Origin of the sequence: Roseibium marinum (assembly GCF_002906165.1) — a bacterium.
Taxonomy (GTDB): Bacteria; Pseudomonadota; Alphaproteobacteria; order Rhizobiales; family Stappiaceae; genus Roseibium; species Roseibium marinum.
Genome location: NZ_PPCN01000001.1, coordinates 337852 through 361285, shown reverse-complemented (window position 1 = coordinate 361285; position 23434 = coordinate 337852). Strand labels below are relative to the sequence as shown.

Here is a 23434-nt window from a genome sequence, read left to right as displayed (position 1 = left end):
CCCATGATGTTATTCCCTCAAACGGTCTCCCGCAGGATCAGCTTGACCCCGAGATCCAGGTTGACGCTCGGCGTGTCCGGGGCTTCGAGCCTTTCCAGAACATGACGAACCACGGCCTCACCGATCGCGTTGTGCGGCGGCCGGATGGTGGTCAGCCGGGGATTTGTGTTGCGAGCGATGTCGAGATCGCCATAGCCCAGGATCTTGAGATCGCCGGGGATGGAAAGGCCTATCCGGTCAGCCTCGAACATGGCGCCGACGGCGAGCATGTCTCCGGAAAAGGCAATGGCGGAGGTCTCCGGCTGCTGCCCCAGGACACGTTTAAGAGCAGATCCGCCTTCGCCCAGCTCGCGGTTATTCGCGGTGACAATCAAGGGTTCGAACCTCGTGAGGTGCAGGAATTCCTGCCTGAACCCTTCCGCCCTCGCCCGGGCGCGATCATCCTTGTCCAGGATCGCACCGACGAACGCCGCCTTGGCGATGCCCTGTTCGGCGAAAAACCGCGCGGCCAGTTTACCGGCGGCCCGGTTGGAAAAGCCGATGCCGGAATCGAGCGGGCGCTCACCGTGATCCCACATCTCCACGACCGGGCAGGCTGATGAGGACAGGGTGTTGAGGGTATTCCTCGTGTGGGCACGTCCGGTCACGACCAGGGCGGAGGGGTTCCAGCTGGCAAAGGCCGCGACGATCCGCTCCTCGCGGTCCGTGTCGTATCCGTGCTGACCGATCATCAACTGGTAGCCCTTGGCCTCGAACAGCGTGGTCATCTGTTCCAGCGTGCCCGCGAAGAAGGAATTGGTCAGGCTGGGAACGATAACGCCGATCAGGGGCGTGCGCGCTCCCGCGAGGCTGCCGGCGATCCGGTTGGGCGCATAACCGAGCCGCCGCGACACCTCCTCGATGCGCGTGCGCAGTTTCGGTGACACGGCCTCAGGTGTCCGCAGCGCCCGCGAAACGGTGGCGAGCGAGACGCCGGCGACCTTGGCGACCTCTTCCATCCGGACCTTCCGGGGCGGAGTGTGTGTCTTTTCCTGTTGGGGCACGCGCGATCGGCCTTCCAGTTGCCTGAGCATGTTCAGGTGAACATATGGCCTGTACAAATTTTCTGCAAGCGATTTCAAAATTGAATTGGAATTTGATTTCAAAAATGAAAAATTAATTGAAAACAGGGGAGAAATGTGAAATCAACCCAAATGAAAGCGCTTACATAAATTACACAGATCGGGAGGTCCCGCATGACAAAGAACCGTTCAGCGCCCAAGAATGGCGCGCGCTATATCGCCGAATCCTTCAAGCAACTGGGGGTCAGCCATGTTTTCTTCATGGACGCGATCTTGCGGCCGACGCTTGTCGAAATGGAGGAGTTGGGGATCAAGCGTATCCTCACGCACTCCGAGAAGTCCGCGGCTTATATGGCCGATGGCTATGCGCGGGTGAGTGGCCGCGTGGGCGTCTGCATGGCGCAGTCGGTCGGCGCGGCCAATCTCGCGGCCGGTCTGCAGGATGCCTATCTTCACCGCGCGCCGGTCGTGGCGCTGACGGGCCGCAAGGAACCGATGCTGCGCTATCGCAACGCCTATCAGGAAGTACCCCATACGCCGCTTTACGCCTCCGTGACCAAGGCCTCGATGGACGTGGCCGAGGCGCGCGAACTGCCTCATCTGCTGGCTCAGGCTTTCCGCCAGGCCACTGACTGTTCGCCCCGTCCGGTGCATCTCGACCTGAATGGCCTCGGAGGCGAGATCATCGAGAAGGGCGAAGTGACAAATCCGAACCTTCCCCCCGCCGCGCTGGGCCGTCTACCCGTGGATCGTCCTCTGGCGACGCCGCGTGCGATCGCGGAGGCTGCCAGCCGTCTTTCGCAATCCGAGCGGCCGGTGCTGGTGGTCGGCACGGGAGCCATCCAAGCCGAGGCTTATGAGGAAGTGCTTGCCTTCGCGGAACAACTGAACATTCCGGTGGCAACCTCTCTGGGTGGACGGACAATTATCCCGACAACCCATCCACGTCACATCGGTACAGTCGGCACCTATTCGGCCCCTCCCGGAAACCGGCTGGTCCATGAGGCTGATCTGGTCATTTTCGTTGGGTGTCATGCCGGCGATCAGCCGACCAACAACTACAAGGTTCCGGCCCAGGGAACGCCGATCGTCCAGATCGATCTCGATGGTCAGGAAATCGGCCGGAACTACCCGGATGTCACTGGTGTCTGGGGCTGTCCGCGCCAGGCGCTGGCGGACCTGGCCGAAAAAAACATTGCTCGTCCGGAGTGGTTGAACTGGGCCAACCACGTCGCCGAGGTTGTCGGCGCATGGCGGGCGGATATGGAACCGCTCAGCCAATCGAACGCCGCGCCGATCCGCGTCGAACGGCTGTGCCGGGAAATCTCCGAAGCGCTTCCCAAGAACGGGGTTCTGGTCGCGGACACGGGCTATTCCGGCATCTGGACGGCGACAATGCTCGATCTGCCGCATGCGGGTCAGAGCTACCTGCGCGCGGCCGGTTCCCTGGGGTGGGCTTTTCCGGCAGCGCTCGGGGCACAGTGCGGCGCACCGGACCGTCCGGTGGTCTGCTTCTCAGGCGATGGTGCCTTCTACTATCATCTGACGGAGCTGGAGACCCAGAAACGCTGGAACCTCCCGGTCGTGACCGTCATCAACAACAATTCCGGATTCGGCCAGGGCACACCCAAGGTGGCCTCCTTCTACGCGGGACGCGAGGGTGGAAATCCGGCGGAGATCAACCGCTTCGGGCCGACGGATTTCGCCGCCGTGGCGCGCGATTTCGGTGTCGAGGGCATTCGCGTGGAGGACCAGGCTGAACTCGGTCCTGTCTTGAAAGACGCCATCGCGGCACGCAAGCCTGTCTTGATCGATGTGGTGACGGATATTCACCCGCGCGCGCCGGAAGCCTGGGAGCCATCGGCGGCCTGACTCATGCGTATCCGGCAAGTCAAAACGGGCTTGCCGTCCTGAAATGACACCCTTGGGCGTCAGGCCGGTCTATCCGGTCTGGCGCCTGCTGCTTTTAATGCGCTTTCACCTGTCTGCCCTTGCGTCTTCAGTCGATTGATCATGTGTTTTCATCCCCTCGATTCTGAGAAAACGCCGCCTCATTCTCCGTTGCAACCGGTTTTCACACGTGTAGGCAGTGGAATACGGGATTGCCGATATCGCTTGCAATACTTTTTGAAATAGTGTTTTAAAAATAGAAATTCGCATCGGCGGAGGGCAAGCGACAGGGTTTGCCGAAAGAAACCAAAGAGGCTTTGCGTTGATGAAGATCGGCGGGAGGAGGCCGCTGAATCCTGGTGGTATGCGAGGTAGGAAATGACCCCTTCGACGGAAAAGATCTTCATTACGGGCGCGACGGGGTTTCTCGGTTCCTGGATCATTTCAAGGCTGATCGACCGGGGTATCCAGGTGGTCGCGACGGATATCAGCGACGATCACCGCCGGCTGGAACTCCTGAAACCCGATCTGCCCAGGGACCTGATCGATTTCCGTATCTGCGATGTCAGGGATGCCGAGACGCTGAATACCCAGATCGCGGAGACGCGCCCGACTGGCATCATTCATCTGGCGGCCTTGCAGATCCCGCAGTGCCGGGCTAACCCGGCGCTCGGAGCGGCGATCAATATCGGCGGTCATATCAATATCTTCGAAGCTGCCGGCAAGCACGGCATCGACCGGATCATCTACACCAGTTCCATCGCGGCCAAGCCGCGCGGTAAGGCGAATGCACCTTCGAATTTCTACGGTGTGTTCAAGAAGACCGATGAGGAGATCGCCCGGATCTACTGGGAAGACCACAAGCTGCCAAGTCTGGGGCTAAGGCCGTATGTCGTTTTCGGTGTCGGTCGTGATGACGGGGAAACTTCAGCCATCACGAGGGCCATCGAGGCGGCTGCCCTTGGCAAATCTTATGAGATCCCTTTCACAACCCGCAGCTGTTTCCAGTATGCCGCCGACGTGGCGGATGTCTTCGTCCGTGCCGCCGTGTCGTCCTGGGATGGGGCCTTGCTGTCGGATGTCACGGATACCGTTCATTCCACAGACGATGTTGTCGCCGCGATCAAAGAGGTCGTTCCCCAAGCGGCGGTGAGTTGCGCGGACATCCTTCGCGTCTCGCCGAGTGACGGGTTCGATACCTCCGCGCTCAAAGAGATCATCGGTGATTTCCAGGAACGGCCCCTGGTCGAGGGGATCCGGGAAACCGTCAATCTTTACTGTGAGATCGCGGAACGGCACTGCCTGTCAGATGTCTAGGCTGTGTGGACGACTTGGAGGCGCATTTCGTGAAAAAAGAGGCGAGAGATGACGGGGAAAGAACCGCGGAGCGTATCGGCGGGATTTTTTCGCGTCAGATCGAAGCCTCTTGTCTCACCCGAAGGTCCGGGAGTTGCATCTCCAATTCGTCCACACGGCCCAGGTTTTCAGGGAATTGACCGCCGTTTCATGATTTCCGCTTGTGGAGACCGGACTGTTTTCGCTATTCCCCATAGGTGAGAGTTTGTGTGTTGATGATTTCCAACTAGCGCTGGACAGGTGTCGAATTGGTCAAACGGAAAGCTGCCCCCTCTGAAGACAGCGGGGAGAAAGACTACAGGGTCAATTCAGGACTGGCTCGAGGATTGTCCGTTCTCAAGGCTTTCGGACCGGACAATCGTCCCGTCGGCAATGCGGAGATCGCGGCGCGCGTGAAACTGCCCAAGGCCACCGTTTCACGGCTGACCTTCACGCTGACCGAGCTCGGATATCTCAACTACGATGAAGGCACCGGCCGTTATTCGCTCGGGCCTGAGGTTCTGACGCTCGGCTATGACGTTCTGGCGCAGATGGAAATCCGCGACATCGCCCGTCCCTACATGCAGGAACTGGCGGAATATGCCGATGCCAGCGTTTATCTCGGCACTCCGAGCGGCATCGAAATCATTTATATCGAAGCCTGCCGGACGCCGGCGTCCATGGCGATCCGGCTGGGTGTCGGCTCGCGCATTCCGATGATCAGCACCGGCATGGGCCGCGCCTTTCTCGCCGCGCTGCCGGGTCCCGAGCGGGAAGAGCGCCTGGCGTTGATCCGCCAGGGATATAGCGATGAGCAATGGCCCGCGATCGAAGAATCGGCGCGCAAAGCCATCGCCTTTGCCACAGAAAACGGTTTCGCGCTCAGTGGTGGCGACTGGATCGCAGAGGCCAATTCCGCCGGAGCCGCCGTCTGTCGTGCCGACGGCTATCCGGTCTATGCGGTCAATGTTGGCGGGCTGCGGTCGATCATCACCACGGACCGGCTCATGAACGATCTCGCCCCACGTCTTTTGGGCGTCACCCGCAAGATCGAAATGGTCGCCCGGGGCATGCTCTAGCGGATCGAGTTTGACATTTGATACGCGTTTTCTTTTTGGCTCGTGCTCAAATGTTGGAATCAAACCACTAGGCCACGGATAACGCTACCGCCGCGACAGGTTTCGCCCTGCCTTTTGGCAGGACCGAAGGCATGCGTTCCGTCTTGCCTCTCAGCTCCCCTTCGCCTGAATCTCTACACCTCTTAAAGCGTTTTGCGCTTCAAGCATCTCTCATTCAGCTCGAATTTCCCGCATCCGCACAGGGGCTTCTTTCGCCTGCCCGGGAGATTTTCATTCAATTTAAAAATGCTTATTGTAAAATCTAATTGCGTATAGCAGAATTAATTGATGGCAATAACAAGCATTGACGGGCCCCTGCTGGCCTGTGAAGTTGGAGGAAACTGGAATGAGAACGAATGAAGGCGTGATCTCGACGTTCATCGAGGCAGGCATCACGCGTGGCTTTACGCTGCCCGGTCTCGGCATCACCTGGTCGCTGCCGGCCTTTCACGACCGCCAGTCCGAATTTGATCTTGTCCTGGCGCGCACCGAGCAGTCGGCTTCGGTCATGGCCCAGGTGGCGGGCAAACTGACGGGCAAGCCCGGCCTTCTGATGGCACAGGGTCCTTTCGCGACAACGACCGGCGCCTTCGGCATTCTGGAAGCCTATTTCTCCTCCTCGCCCATGGTGATCATGACAGACACCTCCTGCTACGACGGCTTCGCCCAGCAGGGTGTCTATCAGACGATGACGGGAGACTACGGTGCGGGTGACGCGTTCGCCGTCCTCAAGACCATGACCAAATACGCAACCCTCGCGACGACGCCGGCCGAGGCGATTTACGGAACGCAAATGGCCATAAAGCATGCCATGACCCCGCGCCAGGGACCGGCAGCGATGATCATGCGCACCAACATCATCAAGCAGGAAGTACCCGACGATCTGCGCGCGAAGCTTTATCCGACCGAAGGTTATCTGCGTTACACGCCGATGGTCCCGGACTGGGCCGCCCTGGAAAAAATCGTCACGGCGCTGGCAAGCGCCAAGTCTCCGGTGATCATTGCGGGCAACGGCATCTACATGAGCCGGTCGGGCGAGAAGCTGCAGGAGTACGCCAGCCGTGAAGGGATCGCGGTAACGTCCAGCTATCACGGCAAGGGCACGATCGACGAAACCTCGGACATCGCCGTCGGCATGATGGGCACCTGGGCTTCCGCGGCCGCCAACCGCATGGTGCAGGCAGCCGATGTGATCCTGGTTCTCGGCTGCAGCCTCGGCGCGGAATACACCCGGTTCCGGGATGAGAAAATGCTCCGCCCCGGCGACCAGACCATAATCCAGGTGGACATCGACCCTCTGCACGCGGGCTGGGTTCTGCCGGTGGATCAGGCCGTCACCGCTGACGTCTCCGACGTTCTCGACTATCTGCTGACCAAGCCCGCGCAGGATGCGATCACAATCAGCAGGCGCAAGGCCCGGATCGCCCAGATCAAGGCGGACAACGACTACGGTGTTCTGCCGGAATACAAGACACGTCCCGGTACCGTGCATTACGCGGACATCATGCGGGCGCTCGGCGATTTCCTCACCAAAGACGATCTCCTGACACTCGATGCGGGCACCAACCGGATCTGGGCCACCTCGCGTCTGCCGCTCCGCCATCCGCATCAACTGGTGGCACCCGGCGGAATCGGCGGAATGGGCTGGAGTACGCCGGCGGCGACCGGCGCCAAGGTGGTGTGTCCGGAAAAACGGGTCACCGGCCTGGTCGGTGACGGCGGCTTCGTCATGACGATGGATGCGATCGCCACGGCGGCGGAACGCGGTCTCGACGTGGTCTATGTTGTCGCCAACAACGCCGGTCTCGGCATGGTGCGCGACAACCTTGGGAATCAGGCCATCGGCGTTGATTTCAACGATCACGATTTCACCAAGGTGGCCGAGGGCCTCGGTGGCTCCGGCGTTACAGTCACCGAGGCGGATCAGATCGGCGATGCCTTGCGCGAGGCTCACAGCCGCGGCGGCCCGGTGGTCGTCGACGTCAAGGTAGACCCGGCCGCAAGCCATCGCGACTGTTCGGATTACGCCGATCTTCCCGATATTGGTGGGCGGGCTTGACGGCCTTTCACCCCTCGAGAGATGGCGGATTGCGGGTGACACGGCCATGCTGCTGCTGTAAACGGCAATCATGAGTGACAATCCTCCGAAAGAGCCTGTGAAACGCCGCCGGGGAAGGCCGCGTCAGGGAACTGACGCGGGCGACTTCAATGACGACCGCCCTTTCGTAAGTTCACTCGCCCGGGGGATGTCGATCCTGCGCGCCTTTCGGGCCGAGGACCGGATGCTCGGAACCCAGGTCCTGGCCGAACGCACCGGCCTGCACAAGACGACGGTGTCGCGCCTTCTGGGCACCCTCACCAAGCTCGGTTATCTGCGCTACATGCCTGAGTACGGCAAATACGCCGTTTCGAACCAGGTACTGACGCTCGGCTTCGCGGTCATGGGCCGGTTCGGCTTCGGCGAACTGGTGCGCAGGCGGATGGAAGAGATTGCGGCCCAGGGCGATTGCGTTGTTGCTCTGAGCGTGCGCGACAAATTGGACATGATGTTCGTTGAACTGATCCGCGAGCCCACCGCAATCTATCTGTCGCTGAATGTCGGCTCGCGGATTCCCCTGGCGGAATCCGCTCCAGGTCGAGCTTATCTCTTCGCTGCGCCGGAAAAGGAACGCGATGCCGTCTTGACGGAACTCGCGCAGTATCACGGCGAGGCCTGGTCGAATGGCAAGGAAGCGGCGCTCATGTCGGCTCTTGAGCGTATGCGGCGGCAGGGCCACTCGGATTCCTTCGGGGAATGGAAACCCGATCACAACGCCATCGGAATTCCCTTGTACGATCCCTTGACCGGGGACATTTACACACTCAGCGTCGGGGGCAACGCCTCCATTTTGTCTCCTGAAAGGCTGCGCCGGGAGCACTTGCCGAAATTGCTGAGCGCCACGCAGGATATCGCGGCCCTCGGTGGCGGATCTCTTTGACGATACGCTCTGACGACTGACGGCGCCACAACCTTCATATTCCATTGCAGATCAAGGGCTTCCGCTAACGGAACGGCGGAGTTTTTGGCTTGCGCATTTTTCTAATAATAATATATTGCGGAATTAAAGTCCGATATATACAATTACCAAAAGGCGACGCGAGCCGTCGGAATTTGGCTTGGGAGGGCCGCTGATCGTGAAAAACCTGGAGGGAAAGACCACTCTCGTTTCCGGCGCGGCGGACGGCCTCGGAGAGGCTATTGCCGCGCGTCTGGCCTCGGAAGGCGCGCGTGTCGCGGTTCTTGACCGCAGCGCCGAGGCGATCGAGCGCTCGTCATCACGTCCCGAAATGTCGGGCGTGCATTTCGAACAGGTGGACCTCTCCGATGCCGATCGGATCACCGCCGCGATGACGCGGCTTCAAGAGGCCGGTTTTGCTTTCGATATCCTGATCAACAACGCTGGCGGTTCGCTCCACACGCCGCGTGCCTTCGTCGAGGAAACCGATGAGGACTGGGCGCGGGTCATGGACCTCAACGTGACGGCCGCGGTCCGTCTGACACGTGCAGTCATCCCGGGCATGGTCGAACGTGGTTATGGCCGCATCATCAATCTGGGTTCCAAAGCCGGGCGATACGGCAGCCTGTTTACCGGCGCCAACTATGTTGCCGCCAAGGGCGCGGTGCAATCCATGACCCTGCAGCTCGCCCAGGAATTCGGACCGCACGGGGTTACCTGCAACGCGGTCTGCCCAGGCGCGATCCTGACGCCACGGGTCGAGCGGCTATTGAGCGAGCGGCAGTCTCCGGAAGAACGGGCCGGCGTGCTGGCGTCCATCCCGGTGCGCCGCCACGGCCGGGTTGAGGATGTGGCGGCTGCGGTCGCGTTTTTCGCCTCTGACGAGGCAGGTTTCATCACCGGACAATTGCTTGACGTGAATGGCGGACAGGGGATGGCATCATGATCTAGACCCTACACGCGTCGCGTCTTCGTGCCGCCGGGCCGGGTGAAAATCGATCCTCAAGTTCCGGTGGCGTGACTTTCCCGTACATCCAAAAAGAAACCAGGCGAATGAATGGCTCGCCTGGAAAGGATTGCGTGTGCCTGCAGGGCTCCGGCCGGCGGGCTGATCCCTTTCTGCCGCCGAGGCGGCCCATATGACTGACAGGAGTTCCAGCCATGCAGATGACCACCGAAGAAGCCTTTGTGAAAACACTGCAGCGCCACGGCATCGAACATGCCTTCGGCATCATCGGTTCGGCGTTCATGCCGATCTCGGATCTGTTCCCCAGGGCAGGCATCGCCTTCTGGGACTGCGCCCATGAAGGCTCCGGCGGGATGATGGCGGACGGTTACACGCGCGCCACCGGCAAGATGTCGATGATGATCGCCCAGAACGGCCCCGGCATCACCAATTTCGTCACCGCCGTGAAGACAGCGTACTGGAACCACACGCCACTGCTTCTGGTCACTCCCCAGGCGGCGAACAAGTCAATTGGGCAGGGCGGCTTTCAGGAAGTCGAGCAGATGGCCCTGTTCCGCGACATGGTCGCCTATCAGGAGGAAGTGCGCGATCCAACGCGTGTCGCCGAGGTCCTGACCCGTGTGATCGCCAAGGCCAGGCAGGCATCTGCGCCGGCGCAGATCAACATGCCGCGCGATTTCTGGACGCAAGTCGTGGATGTCGAAATTCCGGACCCGATCCTCTTCGAGCGGTCCTCCGGTGGTGAAACTTCCGTGACCGAAGCGGCCCGCCTTCTGAGCGAGGCCACGAACCCGGTGATCCTGAACGGCGCCGGAGTGGTTCTGGCCGAGGGCGGTATTGCCGCTTCCATGGAACTGGCCGAACGGCTCGATGCGCCTGTCTGCGTCGGTTATCAGCACAACGACGCTTTTCCGGGATCGCATCCGCTGTTTGCCGGTCCGCTCGGCTATAACGGCTCCAAGGCCGCCATGGAGCTTATCAGGGAAGCCGATGTTGTGCTGGCGTTGGGCACCCGCCTCAATCCATTCTCGACCCTGCCGGGCTACGGCATGGAATACTGGCCGGCGAACGCGAAGATCATCCAAGTCGATATCAATCCGGACCGCATCGGCCTGACCAAGAAAATCTCCGTCGGCATCGTTGGTGACGCCACAAGGGTGGCCAGGGGCATCCTCACCCAACTGTCATCGAACGCCGGCGACGCGGGCCGGTCGGAGCGCAAGGCACGCATCGCCGAGACCAAGAGCCGCTGGGCGCAGCAGCTGACCTCGATGGATCACGAAAACGACGATCCGGGCACGACCTGGAACGAACGCGCCCGCGCGGACAAACCCAAGTGGATGAGCCCGCGTATGGCCTGGCGCGCGATCCAGGCAGGTCTGCCGAGGGAAGCGATCATTTCTTCCGACATCGGCAACAACTGCGCTATCGGCAACGCCTATCCGAGCTTCGATACCGGCCGGATGTACCTTGCACCCGGTCTGTTCGGTCCCTGTGGCTATGGTCTGCCCGCCGTTATCGGCGCCAAGATCGGCTGCCCCGGCACGCCCGTTGTTGGGTTTTCAGGCGACGGCGCCTTCGGCATCGCGGTCACGGAACTGACGGCCATCGGCCGCGAGGAATGGCCGGCCATCACCCAGGTTGTTTTCCGCAACTACCAATGGGGTGCGGAAAAGCGCAACTCGACCCTCTGGTACGACGACAACTTCGTCGGCACCGAGCTGGACGAGGGCGTCAGCTATGCCGCCATCGCCAATGCCTGCGGGCTGAAGGGCGTTGTGGCACGCACGATGGAGGAACTGACGGACGCCCTGGCACAAGCGGTCACCGACCAGATGGAAAACGGCGTGACCACCTTGATCGAGGCCCTGATCAACCAGGAGCTGGGAGAACCTTTCCGGCGCGACGCGATGAAGAAGCCCGTCAAAGTCGCCGGTATCAGCAAGGACGACATGTGCCCTCAAAAGGGCGTTGCCTGATCAGGACAGTCGGCCCGGCGGTTTCTTGCCGCCGGGCCCGTCCGCACGGGAGCACTTCATGACAAGCAAAGGCATTCGGCTGCCTGATATCCAGTCGCTGACAGCGGTCTTTCCCGGATTCGCGGTTTCAGTTCTGGCGGCTGCCACCGCGCAGTTTCTGTCAGAACACTACGGCGCTCCCGCCATGCTGATGGCATTGCTGCTCGGTCTGGCGCTGAATTTCCTCTCCGAACCAGGGACCAGAACCGCCAGGGGCGTTGAATTCACCGCGCGCAGCGTGTTGCGGATCGGGGTGGCGCTTCTGGGCGCGCGCATCAGTGTGGACCTGTTGATCCAGTTGGGAGGGCTGTCCGTGACCCTGGTCGTGACCGGGGTCGTCCTGACCATTCTCTTCGCCTTGCTGGCGAGCCGCTTTATCGGGTGCGGCTGGCGATTCGCGCTTCTGACCGGCGGATCGGTTGCCATCTGCGGGGCCTCGGCCGCGATGGCCATCGCGGCGGTTCTCCCGCGGCACGAGAAATCCGAACGCGATCTCGTCTTCACGGTTCTGTCCGTAACGGTGCTGTCGACAATCGCCATGGTGATCTACCCGATGCTGGCGCAGCTTTTTGAATTCGACGCCCATGATTCCGGCCTGTTTCTCGGCGGCACCATTCACGATGTGGCGCAGGTTGTGGGCGCGGGCTTCTCGATCAGTCCGGAAACGGGCGAAACCGCGACTTTGGTCAAGCTGATCCGGGTCTCGATGCTGGCGCCGGTGGTGCTGGTGTTCTCGCTGGTCATCCGTCAGGCCGGCCTTTCCGAAGCCCATCCCAAGGACCGGCCACCGCTGATGCCGCTGTTCGTGATCGGTTTTCTGGTGCTGGCGGCGCTCAATTCCGTCGGTCTGATCCCTGAGGTGCTGGCCGACTGGGTCGGGTCCTTGAGCCGCTGGGCCCTGCTCATCGCCGTCGCCGCGGTTGGCATCAAGACGTCCCTTGGCCGCATGGTTGAAGTCGGCGCGACCGCCATCGCTCTGGTGGTCGTCGAAACGCTGTTCCTCGGCATTTTCATCGTCGTCGGTCTCCATGTCCTGGTCTGACCGATGAGTTTCGCCCGACCCATTCATGGACGCCGCGCGGCAGCTCCGCGCTTCCCGGCGGATCTCCGCCCCGCTCATCGGGACAGGGCTGCGCGATGAAACCGCTCGACCGCATCCTGGCCGCCGCGCGGGCAAATCCGCGCCACATTATCCTGCCAGAGGGGGACAATCCTCTTGTGGCTGAGGCCGCTGCCCGTCTCGCCGCCGGCGGCCTCGCCCAGGTCACGCTGATGAACGGGCCCGATCTTGCCCAGGTTACGTCCCTTGTCCCCGCGGAGGCACCGGATCTGCCGGAACTTGGCGGTCATTGGCACAAAATGCGCGCCGCAAAAGGGATGACGGCGGAAAAGGCGCTTGAGGACATGCGCGACCCGATCCGGCAGGCCGCCATGCGGGTCCGGCTGGGCCAGGCGGACGGTACGGTGGGCGGGGCGGTTGCCACAACCGCGCAGACGGTACGCGCCGCACTGCAGATTATTGGCCGCGCTCCGGATGCCAAGATCGTTTCCAGCTTCTTCATCATGTTGTCTTGCGGCCCCGACGCGCCGATCAAGGGCGGCATGATCTTTGCCGATTGCGGCCTTGTGATTGAGCCCAATGCCGCGGAACTTGCCACCATAGCGCTTTCCGCCGCGCAATCCTGCCGGCGGTTGCTGCATGAAACGCCCCGGGTCGCGCTTCTGTCGTTTTCCACCGCTGGGTCGGCGCGCCACCACAGTCTGAATAAGATCCATGACGCGCTGGACCTGATCCACGCGGCGGAGCCCGATCTGGAAGTTGACGGTGAGATGCAGTTTGACGCCGCCCTCGACGATGCGGTCCGCGCAAAGAAAGCACCGGGCAGCCGTCTGTCCAGGCGCTCCAACGTCTTCATCTTTCCCGACCTGGCCTCGGGAAACATTGGCTACAAGATCGCCCAGCGACTGGGGGGGCTGATCGCTATCGGTCCGATTCTTCAAGGCCTTTCCAGACCCGCCAACGACCTGTCCCGCGGCTGCTCCGTGGACGACATTATCGCTACAACCGCCGTGACCGCCGTGCAGGCAGCTTCCCGCGGCGACAAACCTGATTGAGGAAAATGCCTGATGACAAGCACTTTGAAGCTGACTGACCCGTCGCTGCTGGAAACCCGCGCCTACGTGAACGGAGAATGGGTTGAAGCCGGCAAGACCTTTGCCGTTCATAATCCGGCTACCGGCGAACAGATCGCCGAGGTGGCGGACCTGGGGATCGCCGACGCAGCCGGAGCAATCGACGCAGCCTATGCGGCGAAACCCGCCTGGGCGGTGCTGACCGGCAAGGAACGCGGCGCGCTCCTGCGTCGTTGGTACGACCTGATGATCGGAAACGCCGATGACCTGGCAAGGATCCTGACTGCCGAGATGGGCAAGCCGTGGCCTGAGGCACGAGGTGAAATTCTGTATGGGGCCAGTTTCATCGAATGGTTCGCCGAAGAAGCCAAGCGCGTCTATGGCGACGTGATACCGGGCCACCAGCGCGATAAACGGATCGTGGTCCTGAAACAGCCCGTCGGGGTCGTCGGCTCGATCACGCCCTGGAATTTCCCCAACGCCATGATCGCCCGCAAGGTTGCTCCGGCGCTCGCCGTCGGGTGCACATTCGTCGCGCGGCCGGCCGAGTTGACCCCTTTGTCGGCATTGGCCATGGCGGTACTGGCCGAGCGCGCTGGGATTCCGGCGGGGGTGTTCAACGTCATTCCATCGTCGGATGCGTCCGCCATCGGGAAGGAACTTTGCGCCAATGAGAAGGTGGCCAAGATCACCTTCACCGGTTCCACCCGCGTTGGCCGGATCCTGATGAAGCAGTGCTCCGACACGATCAAGAAGATGTCTCTCGAACTGGGCGGAAACGCCCCGTTCATCGTTTTTGACGATGCCGACATCGATGCCGCGGTCGAAGGCGCCATGATCGCCAAGTATCGCAACAACGGCCAGACCTGCGTGTGCGCCAACCGCATTTATGTGCAGACCGGGATCTACGACATTTTCGCCGAAAAACTGGCCTCCAGGACGCGCGCGCTGAGCGTCGGCGACGGATTTGAGGAGGGGGTTACAATCGGCCCCCTCATCAACGAGGCCGCCGTCAAGAAGGTGGAGGCACATATCGCGGACGCAGTGGGCAAGGGAGCCGAGGTTGTGGAAGGCGGTACGCGCTCGAACCTCGGCGGCACCTTCTTTAGGCCCACCGTGCTGACCGGTGTTACCCAGACCATGCGCGTCGCACATGAAGAGACCTTCGGTCCCGTCGCGCCGCTCATCAGGTTCGAGCATGAAGCCGAGGCCATATCCATGGCGAATGACAGCGAGTTCGGCCTGGCCGGATATTTCTACAGCCGCGACCATGCGCGCGTGTGGCGCGTGGCGGAAGCTTTGGAAACAGGCATGGTTGGTATCAACACAGGGCTCATATCAACGGAAGTCGCGCCGTTTGGCGGGATCAAGCAATCCGGGCTGGGCCGCGAGGGGTCGAAATTCGGCAGCGATGACTTCCTGGAAATCAAGTATCTCTGCATGGGCGAGATTGTGTAAAATATCCGTTTCTGGAGAGGCTGCGAAGCGCAGTCCTCTTTCTGGTGACCCGAAATAAATGAACACACTTCCTGGAACCTACAGCCAAGCAATACACCGACAGTACGTCACCAGCAGCGCATCGGTATTCTTGATGTGCTTTGGGTCCCTTCGGAAAATCGCTTGGCGGTGGGGCCGCGTCGGCGAACAGTGGCTGCGTCGAAACCACAGCCTATTCTGGTCCACACGCGACAAAATGCGAACAAAGACCGACAAACCCGACGCGACAAAATCCGGCAAACGGTGGACTGAATGTGGCGGGATGACTTGAAATTCGTTTAAATAATTGAAAAATATATCAAATTAAATCTGGCATCATCGTTGCTTTTCAGTCTGCAAATCCGTTCCAACCGATATGCAGTCGAGATACATAACGATGGACCAGACCGCCGCCGTACTCAAACCGGTTCTTGCCGTGACGAACGAAACCGGACTGCGCGTCGGCGAGGAACGGTTCCGGTTGCTCGAGGCGATTGGCCGGCTCGGCTCGATTTCGGCAGCCGCCAGGGAAGCGGGCCTGAGCTACAAGGCCGCCTGGGATGCGACCAACGCCCTCAACAACCTGTTCGCGCAACCTCTCGTGAAGGCCCGACCCGGCGGACGGCACGGCGGCGGTGCCGAGGTAACGGCGGCCGGGCGCTGTACCCTGCACGCCCACCGCCGGCTGATGGAAGGCCTTGGCGATCTAATCGGCGAACTGCAAATGTCCCTGGCAGCCGGACACGGCGGTCCGGACATCCCTGTTCCCCCGCTCTGGAGCTTTCTGATGAGAACCAGCGCCCGCAACTGCTTCCACGGCATCATCACCAGCGTAACGACCGGGTCGGTCAGCACCGAGGTGGCGCTGAAGATTTCGGCGACCACGACGTTGACGGCGATCCTGACCAATCAGAGCGCCAACATGCTCGCGCTTCACGAAGGGCAATCCGCCTGCGCCCTGGTCAATGCGAGCACACCGATCCTCGCCCGGGACATGGACGGCCTGCGCCTGTCGGCCCGCAACCGGATCCACGGCTCGGTGCTTTCCATCGAAAGAGGGGCCGTGAACACGGACGTGGTTCTCGACATCGGCGCAGGCAAGACGCTCGCGGCGGTCATTACCAATGACAGCGCACAGGAGCTGGCGCTGGAGCCCGGAACCGGCTGCGGCGCGCTGATCAAGGCGTCGCAGATCATTCTCGGCGTCGAATAAGGCTCCTTCCACTTCCCACCAGAGACAAGGATCCAACCCATGCGCATGTTGACCAGGTTCGCAAAACTTGCCGTCGTCGGACTGACGACCGCCATGGCGTGTGCATCCGCCGCTGGCGCCGGGGAGGTTTCGGTGGCGGTCGCGGCCAATTTCACCGACGCGATGCGCGACATCGCCCGGGCGTTCGAGACGGCGACCGGTCATAAAGCTGTCGTGAGCTTTGCCTCGACCGGCAAGATCTACGCCCAGATACAGAACGGCGCTCCCTTCGAGGTATTCCTCGCCGCCGATGCGGCGCGCCCGCAAAAGGCCGAGGCCGAGGGCCTTGCGGTGCCTGGCTCCCGCTTCACCTACGCCAAGGGCAAGCTTGCCTTGTGGAGCGCAACGGAGAACCTGTTCTCGGACGGGGAAGATTATCTGAAAACCGGCGCCTTTTCCCATGCCGCCATCGCCAATCCGAAGACCGCCCCCTACGGATTCGCGGCCCGCCAGGTGCTGGAGCGCCTGGGCCTGTGGGACACTTTGTCCGACAGGCTGGTGCGCGGCGACACCATCGCCCAGGCCTTCCAGTTCGTGGCCAGCGGCAATGCGGACGTCGGCCTACTCGCCCTCTCGCAGGTCTTGGCTCTCCCGGCGGGAACCGGCAGCAACTGGGAAATCCCCGAAACCTATTACGAACCCATCGTGCAGGAGGCCGTCCTTTTGAAGAAGGGCGAGACCAACCCGGCCGCCTTGGCCTTCATCGACTTCCTCAAGGGCGGCACCGCCCGGAACATCACTACCGGCTACGGCTACGCGGTGGAGTGAGCGGGCCAATCATTCGAGCGGAGACAAGCGAATGACCTTCGACTGGAGTCCTGTTTTACTGAGCTTGAAACTGGCGACAATCACGACGCTTGTCCTGCTGATCGTCGGAACGCCGATTGCCTGGCGACTCGCGCGGCTGCGCCACTGGATCAAGCAACCGCTGGTCTCGCTGGTTGCCCTGCCGCTCGTCCTGCCCCCGACCGTGCTCGGATTCTACCTGCTGCTGGTACTCGCGCCGAACGGCTTCGTCGGCCAGATCGTGAAAGGCATGGGTCTTGGAACCATCCCCTTCACCTTTCCAGGGCTGGTCATCGCATCGGTGTTCTATTCGCTGCCATTCGCCGTCCAGCCGCTGCAAAACGCGTTTGAGGGCCTCGGCGAGCGGCCATTGGAGGTCGCATCGACCTTGCGGGCCACGCCCCTGGACCGTTTCTTCACGGTGGTGGTTCCCCTCGCCAGACCGGGGTTTCTTACGGCCGCCGTTCTCTCCTTCGCACACACGATCGGCGAGTTCGGGGTGGTGCTGATGATCGGCGGCAACATACCCGGTCAGACCAAGGTACTTTCTGTCGCCATCTACGATCATGTGGAAACTCTGGAATACGATCAGGCACATGTGATGTCGGCGGGCATGCTGGTATTCGCCTTCACCGTGCTTCTGGTTCTCTACGCGGTCAACGGCCGCATCGCCGTGGCGGAAAAGTCATGAGCGGGATCATCGAGGCGCGCTTCCGGACCGGGTTCAAGGGCGGCTTTTCACTGGACATCGATTTGCGCCTGCCGGCGGCGGGCCTGACCGCGCTGTTCGGCCATTCCGGCTCCGGCAAGACCACGACCTTGCGCTGCATCGCCGGGCTCAATCGGGCGGAAGGCACATTGCGCGTCGATGGCGAGACCTGGCAAGACAAGAAACGTTTCCTTCCCGTCCACCGGCGTCCCCTTGCCTATGTTTTCCAGGAAGCCAGCCTCTTCCCGCATTTATCCGTGCGCAAGAACCTGGAGTATGGTGCGAGGCGGATTCCCGACCAGGACCGGCGGATCCAATTCGGTCAGGCCGCGGAGTGGCTTGGCCTTTCCGCCCTGCTTGACCGCCGGCCGGCCAACCTGTCGGGCGGTGAACGGCAACGGGTGGCCGTGGCGCGGGCGCTGCTCACCAGCCCCCGCCTTCTCCTGATGGACGAGCCGCTGTCGGCACTCGATCACAAGAGCAAGCGGGAAATCCTGCCCTATCTGGAACATCTGCGCGACGCGCTGTCGATCCCGATCCTTTATGTAACCCATTCTCCCGACGAGGTAGCCCGCCTCGCCGATCACCTCGTGGTTCTGGACAAAGGCCGGGTGCTGGCGAACGGTCACCTGACGGAAACGCTCGCCCGGCTGGACCTCCCGATCGGTCAGGACGAGGACACCGGGATCGCACTGGAAGCCAAGGTGGTCGAACGGGACGCGCGCTGGCACCTGATGCGGGTGGCCTTTCCCGGCGGCAGTCTCTGGATCCGCGATCATGGTCAGGCGATCGGCCAGAAGGTACGCATGCGCGTGCTTGCCCGCGACGTGAGCCTCGCCCTGGAACGTCAGGACGCAAGCAGCATTTTAAACATCCTGCCGGCGACGGTGACCGGCTCCGTGCCGACGGATCATCCAGCGGTGGTGCTCACACAGGTCCGCCTCGGCCACCCGCTGCCGGGCTCAAACACGGGCATTCCCGCCAATCAGAACGATCGCACGATCAAACACATCGACGGCACGACACCGCTGATCTCCCGTCTCACCGCGCGATCCTCGGAGGCGCTGGCGCTTTCTCCGGGAAAGCCGGTGTGGGCGCATATCAAATCGGCAGCGGTTCTGGAATGAACGTTCCGCCGGCACGGTCACATGGCAAGGAGTTTGCTTCACATATCATTTGTCCCCGTGGGGCGACAAAACCGCCGTGACGATATTTGAAAAAGGAGACAGTCGATGCCGGACACAGAGGGCTATTTTATCGATTGGGATGGCAATCTTCGCCCGGCCGCCGATCCAGGTGGCGGCTACCTGTGCGATATCGATCGAGCCGCCCGCTATGTCGCGGTTACGACAAAAACCGGGATCCTGGTTCACGAAGCGACGCTTTACCGAAACCTGAACGACGTGACCAAGGCCGGCATTTCGGCGCCTCTTGTCGACGGGTCTCATCCCTGGGGAACGAAGAAGGACGGGTTTTGAGCGGCATTCAGAACGGCAAGGAGTTCGACCATGCTACCGACGACCATTCTCATCGATGAAACACCGCGCTGCATCGTCCGTCCCACGGACCGAAAGGCGTTGAGCCGCTTTTTGCGCAACGGGAAGAGCTATCTTCTGGGTGAGCGTCAGGACGCCACGGTCACACACAGGGACGCCACCGAACCGGAGCTTGCCCGCTGGAATGACGCCTTCGCCCTGCACAAGACCGGCGGCGGCGACGAGGACGAGTTTTTCGGCGTGCCGCTTTAGGGTACGGACCCGGGCAACCAGACAAATCAGGTCGCTTGGCCACGCGCATCGTGCGGATTGCCAGGCTGGTTGCGCATCCAGTCGGCAAGCTTGGCCATGTTTTCGTAAAGTCCGGCGCGGGCCTCGGCGTCGCTTATGACTTCCTCCAGCGCGCCCCGCATGCAGACAAGCCAGGCATCCCGCTCAGCCTCGCCAATCGCGACGTGCAGATGCCGCTGGCGCAGGCGGGGATGGCCTTTCTCCGGCGAATAAAGTTTCGGTCCGCCGGTCCATTCACACAGATAGCGCTTCAAGACATCCTTGGTCGGACCGAGATCGGCCGCATGTATGGCTCGAATATCCTTTGCTTCCGCAAGCGTATCCATCCGCTCATAAAACAGATCCACCAGACGGTCGATGACCTCCGCGCCGCCAATGTGTTCGAAAATCGTGCCCTTGTGCCCGGCGTCCTGCATTGCCATCCCCGCGGTTTTCTCTCTATCGTGCGGGCAACATCAGCGAGATTGTTGCCCGGTTTCATCAAAGTCGAGAACGACCGGGTCGTCCTCAAGCATGGTGATTTCCACCTGCTTCAACATACCCCCGGCGTGATACGTATAGCGGTGCGATAACTCGATCTCGCCATAAACCACCTTGTCGAATCCGACCAGGATATCCGGACCCTCGAAATACGCCCGGATGTAGGTATTCCGGTTGGACAAGCTATCCGGATCGATCGGATTGACCAGACGAAAAGGCAGTTTCACCCCGGCGTAGGTCACAAAATACCGGCAGTCCCGGGACACTTTCATATCTTCGGTCGGCATCCCCTCAGTCCGGATGGATCATGATTTCCATGGTCTCGTCATAATCCGCATGAGGCCCAAAGGGATCCGGATACGGCGTGTCCTCCGCCAACCTGATTCCATAGATGCAGACCTCGCCATCGCTCAGCATCAGCGGCACAGGTTCCAGGCTCGATCCGGCGCAGGGCCCGGTAACGCACTGGCCGGACAAGATCTCGAAGCGGGCGCCATGCCGGCCACATTCCAGGAAGCTGTTGTCGTCGTTGAAGAACGCGCCGTCGCCGATATTGAGCCAGAGGCGATTGTGCGGGCAGATATTGGCATAGCCGACAAAAACATCGGCGTCGGTGTGAACGATCACCACCGGAAACGGCCGGCTCTCCCCGGCCTCGTTCAGACGCGACAAGCTGAAAGCCCTGGCCGTTCCGCTCGGGATATCCTCGCTATGGCAAATGACGTAGAGATCCGCATCGTCCTGCATATCTTGACCTTTCCTCGTTGCGGGTGTGTCTTGAACCCGACAATTTCACTTCAGCGAACCACGGTAAACCGGGTCAAAGCGAAACTTGCATATTGCGTGCCGGAATCGAGCCTCTCGCAAAGAAGAGCAGATCCGCGCTGCATTGCGGACCTGCCAAGTGCTCCTCCCGTGGCGTTCGAATTTCAAGAGGCGTTCGCGGTCTTCCGCAGCATGTCAATGTCGCTCGCCGCGACCTTGAAGACGCCCCTGCCGCCGGCCAGCGAGCGATAGTGGTTCGCTACATTGAGGCTGAGCCAATTGAACCACTGTTGCGGCGACAGCGCCTCCGGCCGTTCGCCAATTTCGACAACGGTGCCGTTCGGCGCGAACCGAACGTGAATAACCGTGCTTTCCATACCCATAGTCCGTCTCCTACCTCTTGAGGTACGCATTCCGGAGTCCCTCCGGAATTCCTTCCAGACGTCTCAATGCGATGGCGCGGCCTCAAAAACCCGAGGCAAAGTCCAGCACTTCGACCTTGATGTCTTCCGTGCCCAACACAGTCGCCTGACAGGCAAGCCGCGACTTGGAACCGACGCCGACAATCATGTCGAGCTTCTCATTCTCTTCACGGCTAACTTTGGAAACGCCCTTGCGGCCTTCCAGCAGGAAGAGGTGACAAGAGCCATCGCAGGTGTCGCCCGACTTGTGCTTGAAGTCGCCGTCGATCTGGGAAATGGCCTGCATCAGAGAAGTTCCTTCCGCCGCTTCGACGGTCTTTCCGGAAGGCATTACGGTAATCAGAGACATCTATTACTCCTTGGCACGTTGTGGCCCGTCCGGGCCTAGTAAATCGCCGCACCGGCCCCAACGTTGATCGAGGCGTCCTTCATGGTTTCGACGAGAAATTCGACTTGGGTTTCGTCCAGATGGGTATGAAACGGCAGGGCGATGGCCCGATCGGCGACCTTTTCGGTGACGAAATAGTCGCCGCGGCGATACCCGAGATTGTAGTAATGGCGCTGCAGGTGAAGCGGGGAGCTGTAGGCGGACGCCTCGACCTGCTCCACCTTGAGATCCTCGATGATGGCATCCCGGCTGGAGCGGGAAAAACGCGTGCCCAGATGCACGACATACAGGAACCAGTGCACGTCCGTGATATCGGGTCCGATATAGGGCGGCTTGATACCTTCGAAGGTTTCGACATGCGCGAGGTAGAAGGCTTCAACCTGCTTGCGTTTGGCGAGGATCTCGTCGATCCGCTGCAACTGAGACATTCCGAGTGAGGCAGTCAGGTCGCTCATGGCCGCCTGATAAGGGGCCGTTGCCGTGATCACGACGGAAGACCGGTCTTGCGGACGGTGCGACCGCCGCCGGCGCAGCACCACGGCCAGATCGATGTCATCCGTTACCACCATGCCGCCCTCGCCGCAGGTGATCGCCATGGGCTGCGAGAAATCGAAAATGGAACAATCCCCGAAGGTTCCGACCGGCGCACCCTTGTAGGTCGAGCCGATTGCCTCGGTGGAGTCCTCGATCAGAGGAATGCCATGCTTGTCGGCCAATTCGCGCAGTTCGCTCCATTGCGCCGGATGGCCGTTGGTGTTGCCGGCAACGATCGCCCTGGTCTTTTCCGTGAGGCGGGCCTCGACCTTGGCAACCGCGATCGTCCCGGACCAATAGTCGATATCGGCAAAGACCGGACGGGCCCCGCGCACGCTGATGGCATGTGCCGTCTCGCGGAAGGAAAGGGAAGATGCAATCACCTCATCCCCGGGCCCTATCCCCAACGCCTCCAGGGCGAGCAGCAGGCCAAACACCCCGCTGGGAAAGGCAATGGCGTATTTCCGGCCGAGATACGCGGCAAAGGCATCCTCGAACGCATCCACCGCCGTCCCGTTTGAAATCCACGGGGAGCGCAGAACCGTGTCCACGGCCGAGAGATCGGCGACAGTCATGTCCGGGTCGGACAGCGGAATGATGCCTGCGTCCTCCGCGAGATCGGCGATTTCGATCTCTTCTATCAAGGGTTCGCTCATGCCGTCGCACTCCGTGTTGCCAGGATAATTCCTGTCGCGTGTTCCGGATCGCTGACGATGTGAACGCAGTGATCTCTCGTGTCGATGAGATGCAGGTCAAACCCGCCGATGGTCTGAAACGGCTCCTCGACGACATCCGACGCATCGCACCGCGTCCAGGACAAGTGGGGAAACCTTCCCCGCAAGGTCGCAAAGAGCGCACCGTCCACGCCGGCCGCGGTGAGTTCTTTCCCGATCTCGGCCAGGTCGTTCGAATTTACCGTCATGGTCTCGGTTCCCGTGTCTCGATCACTGCCAGAACACCCGGTTCGGATCCGCCTTCAGATCGTCAAGCAACTCCTGGAGCCGCGAATGGGCACTGTGCAGTTCCCAGCTCTGGCGCGTGTGATCCTTGACAAACAGCCGCCATTCGCCGTTCAGGCCGTTAAAAAGCAACAGGGCGATGTCCACGATGCCGCCCTCGGGATCGACATTGCGGGAACAGCACGGCGCCTGGATCCGATAGCCGCCGCTGACGCCGATAATCGCCGGCGTCACGTAGCGGTAGCGGACCCGGTCCTGCAGTGCGCGCTCGATCCGGCGCAGGTCGAACTCGTTCGGCTGCGCGGCGGGCATCTGCGACGGGGAATTCAGCGCGGCGACTTGCATGACCGGGCACTCG

General features: G+C 61.2%; 25 protein-coding genes. 16 read left to right on the top strand and 9 right to left on the bottom strand.

All coding sequences use genetic code 11. The features are described 5' to 3' along the window. Window positions 1-17 precede the first annotated feature (17 nt). The gene (locus tag CLV41_RS01700) at window positions 18-998 is read right to left on the bottom strand and encodes a LacI family DNA-binding transcriptional regulator (protein ID WP_170107085.1); all 981 of its coding nucleotides are present in this window, start codon (window positions 996-998) and stop codon (window positions 18-20) included. Window positions 999-1235: 237 nt separating this feature from the next. Between CLV41_RS01700 and CLV41_RS01695 the strand changes: the two genes are divergently transcribed. The 16 genes from CLV41_RS01695 (at window position 1236) to CLV41_RS01620 (ending at window position 19489) form a co-directional block, all read left to right on the top strand. Next, complete coding sequence (locus tag CLV41_RS01695) at window positions 1236-2933, top strand: thiamine pyrophosphate-binding protein (protein WP_103220544.1); 1698 nt, start codon at window positions 1236-1238, stop codon at window positions 2931-2933. Window positions 2934-3329: 396 nt separating this feature from the next. After that, window positions 3330-4268, top strand: a complete 939-nt coding sequence (locus CLV41_RS01690; protein ID WP_103220543.1) for an NAD-dependent epimerase/dehydratase family protein — start codon at window positions 3330-3332, stop codon at window positions 4266-4268. A gap of 365 nt (window positions 4269-4633) precedes the next feature. Further along, on the top strand, window positions 4634-5365 hold the full coding sequence (locus CLV41_RS01685) for an IclR family transcriptional regulator (protein WP_170107084.1): 732 nt from the start codon (window positions 4634-4636) through the stop codon (window positions 5363-5365). Window positions 5366-5750: 385 nt separating this feature from the next. Continuing rightward, entirely contained in the window at window positions 5751-7463 is a 1713-nt protein-coding gene (locus CLV41_RS01680) for a thiamine pyrophosphate-binding protein (RefSeq protein WP_103220541.1), read from the top strand. Window positions 7464-7533: 70 nt separating this feature from the next. Further along, window positions 7534-8382, top strand: a complete 849-nt coding sequence (locus CLV41_RS01675) for an IclR family transcriptional regulator (RefSeq protein ID WP_103220540.1) — start codon at window positions 7534-7536, stop codon at window positions 8380-8382. A gap of 196 nt (window positions 8383-8578) precedes the next feature. After that, on the top strand, window positions 8579-9346 hold the full coding sequence (locus tag CLV41_RS01670; protein ID WP_103221473.1) for an SDR family NAD(P)-dependent oxidoreductase: 768 nt from the start codon (window positions 8579-8581) through the stop codon (window positions 9344-9346). Between the two features lie 215 nt (window positions 9347-9561). After that, window positions 9562-11346 carry a sulfoacetaldehyde acetyltransferase gene (xsc, locus tag CLV41_RS01665; protein WP_103220539.1) on the top strand — a complete coding sequence of 595 codons (1785 nt, stop codon included), beginning with the start codon at window positions 9562-9564 and terminating at the stop codon, window positions 11344-11346. A gap of 58 nt (window positions 11347-11404) precedes the next feature. Beyond that, window positions 11405-12427 (top strand): YeiH family protein, encoded by a 1023-nt coding sequence (locus CLV41_RS01660; protein WP_103221472.1) that lies wholly within the window; start codon window positions 11405-11407, stop codon window positions 12425-12427. Between the two features lie 95 nt (window positions 12428-12522). Further along, window positions 12523-13500 carry a phosphate acetyltransferase gene (pta, locus tag CLV41_RS01655; protein ID WP_103220538.1) on the top strand — a complete coding sequence of 326 codons (978 nt, stop codon included), beginning with the start codon at window positions 12523-12525 and terminating at the stop codon, window positions 13498-13500. 12 nt (window positions 13501-13512) lie between these two features. Further along, window positions 13513-14976, top strand: coding sequence for an NAD-dependent succinate-semialdehyde dehydrogenase (locus tag CLV41_RS01650; protein WP_103220537.1), 1464 nt, complete (start codon window positions 13513-13515; stop codon window positions 14974-14976). A gap of 415 nt (window positions 14977-15391) precedes the next feature. Next, the gene (locus CLV41_RS01645) at window positions 15392-16207 is read left to right on the top strand and encodes a TOBE domain-containing protein (RefSeq protein ID WP_103220536.1); all 816 of its coding nucleotides are present in this window, start codon (window positions 15392-15394) and stop codon (window positions 16205-16207) included. A gap of 39 nt (window positions 16208-16246) precedes the next feature. Continuing rightward, on the top strand, window positions 16247-17014 hold the full coding sequence (gene modA, locus CLV41_RS01640) for a molybdate ABC transporter substrate-binding protein (RefSeq protein ID WP_103220535.1): 768 nt from the start codon (window positions 16247-16249) through the stop codon (window positions 17012-17014). A gap of 31 nt (window positions 17015-17045) precedes the next feature. Continuing rightward, window positions 17046-17723 carry a molybdate ABC transporter permease subunit gene (modB, locus tag CLV41_RS01635; RefSeq protein ID WP_103220534.1) on the top strand — a complete coding sequence of 226 codons (678 nt, stop codon included), beginning with the start codon at window positions 17046-17048 and terminating at the stop codon, window positions 17721-17723. Further along, window positions 17720-18868, top strand: a complete 1149-nt coding sequence (gene modC, locus CLV41_RS01630) for a molybdenum ABC transporter ATP-binding protein (RefSeq protein ID WP_103220533.1) — start codon at window positions 17720-17722, stop codon at window positions 18866-18868. The genes modB and modC overlap by 4 nt, the downstream gene beginning before the upstream one ends. Window positions 18869-18973: 105 nt before the next feature. Further along, entirely contained in the window at window positions 18974-19219 is a 246-nt protein-coding gene (locus tag CLV41_RS01625; protein ID WP_103220532.1) for a hypothetical protein, read from the top strand. Between the two features lie 30 nt (window positions 19220-19249). Then, the gene (locus tag CLV41_RS01620; RefSeq protein ID WP_103220531.1) at window positions 19250-19489 is read left to right on the top strand and encodes a hypothetical protein; all 240 of its coding nucleotides are present in this window, start codon (window positions 19250-19252) and stop codon (window positions 19487-19489) included. A gap of 26 nt (window positions 19490-19515) precedes the next feature. Here CLV41_RS01620 and CLV41_RS01615 read toward each other — a convergent pair whose 3' ends face one another. The 8 genes from CLV41_RS01615 to CLV41_RS01580 all read right to left on the bottom strand — a co-directional run bounded on the left by CLV41_RS01615 (window position 19516) and on the right by CLV41_RS01580 (window position 23421). Beyond that, on the bottom strand, window positions 19516-19944 hold the full coding sequence (locus tag CLV41_RS01615) for a group II truncated hemoglobin (RefSeq protein ID WP_103221471.1): 429 nt from the start codon (window positions 19942-19944) through the stop codon (window positions 19516-19518). A 39-nt stretch (window positions 19945-19983) separates the two neighbouring features. Continuing rightward, window positions 19984-20295: a DUF6156 family protein gene (locus CLV41_RS01610; RefSeq protein ID WP_235867036.1), complete on the bottom strand. Its 312-nt coding sequence runs from the start codon at window positions 20293-20295 to the stop codon at window positions 19984-19986. Between the two features lie 4 nt (window positions 20296-20299). Beyond that, window positions 20300-20755, bottom strand: a complete 456-nt coding sequence (locus CLV41_RS01605; RefSeq protein WP_103220530.1) for a Rieske (2Fe-2S) protein — start codon at window positions 20753-20755, stop codon at window positions 20300-20302. A 182-nt stretch (window positions 20756-20937) separates the two neighbouring features. Then, the gene (locus CLV41_RS01600; RefSeq protein WP_408013377.1) at window positions 20938-21156 is read right to left on the bottom strand and encodes a hypothetical protein; all 219 of its coding nucleotides are present in this window, start codon (window positions 21154-21156) and stop codon (window positions 20938-20940) included. Window positions 21157-21238: 82 nt separating this feature from the next. Further along, window positions 21239-21544 carry a 2Fe-2S iron-sulfur cluster-binding protein gene (locus CLV41_RS01595; protein ID WP_103220529.1) on the bottom strand — a complete coding sequence of 102 codons (306 nt, stop codon included), beginning with the start codon at window positions 21542-21544 and terminating at the stop codon, window positions 21239-21241. A 35-nt stretch (window positions 21545-21579) separates the two neighbouring features. Then, a complete protein-coding gene (locus CLV41_RS01590; protein ID WP_103220528.1) occupies window positions 21580-22773 on the bottom strand; it encodes a DegT/DnrJ/EryC1/StrS family aminotransferase in 1194 nt (397 codons plus the stop codon). Continuing rightward, the gene (locus tag CLV41_RS01585; RefSeq protein WP_103220527.1) at window positions 22770-23039 is read right to left on the bottom strand and encodes a DUF6129 family protein; all 270 of its coding nucleotides are present in this window, start codon (window positions 23037-23039) and stop codon (window positions 22770-22772) included. The genes CLV41_RS01590 and CLV41_RS01585 overlap by 4 nt, the downstream gene beginning before the upstream one ends. Window positions 23040-23061: 22 nt before the next feature. Then, a complete protein-coding gene (locus CLV41_RS01580) occupies window positions 23062-23421 on the bottom strand; it encodes a DUF3024 domain-containing protein (protein ID WP_103220526.1) in 360 nt (119 codons plus the stop codon). Between the last annotated feature and the right edge of the window lie 13 nt (window positions 23422-23434).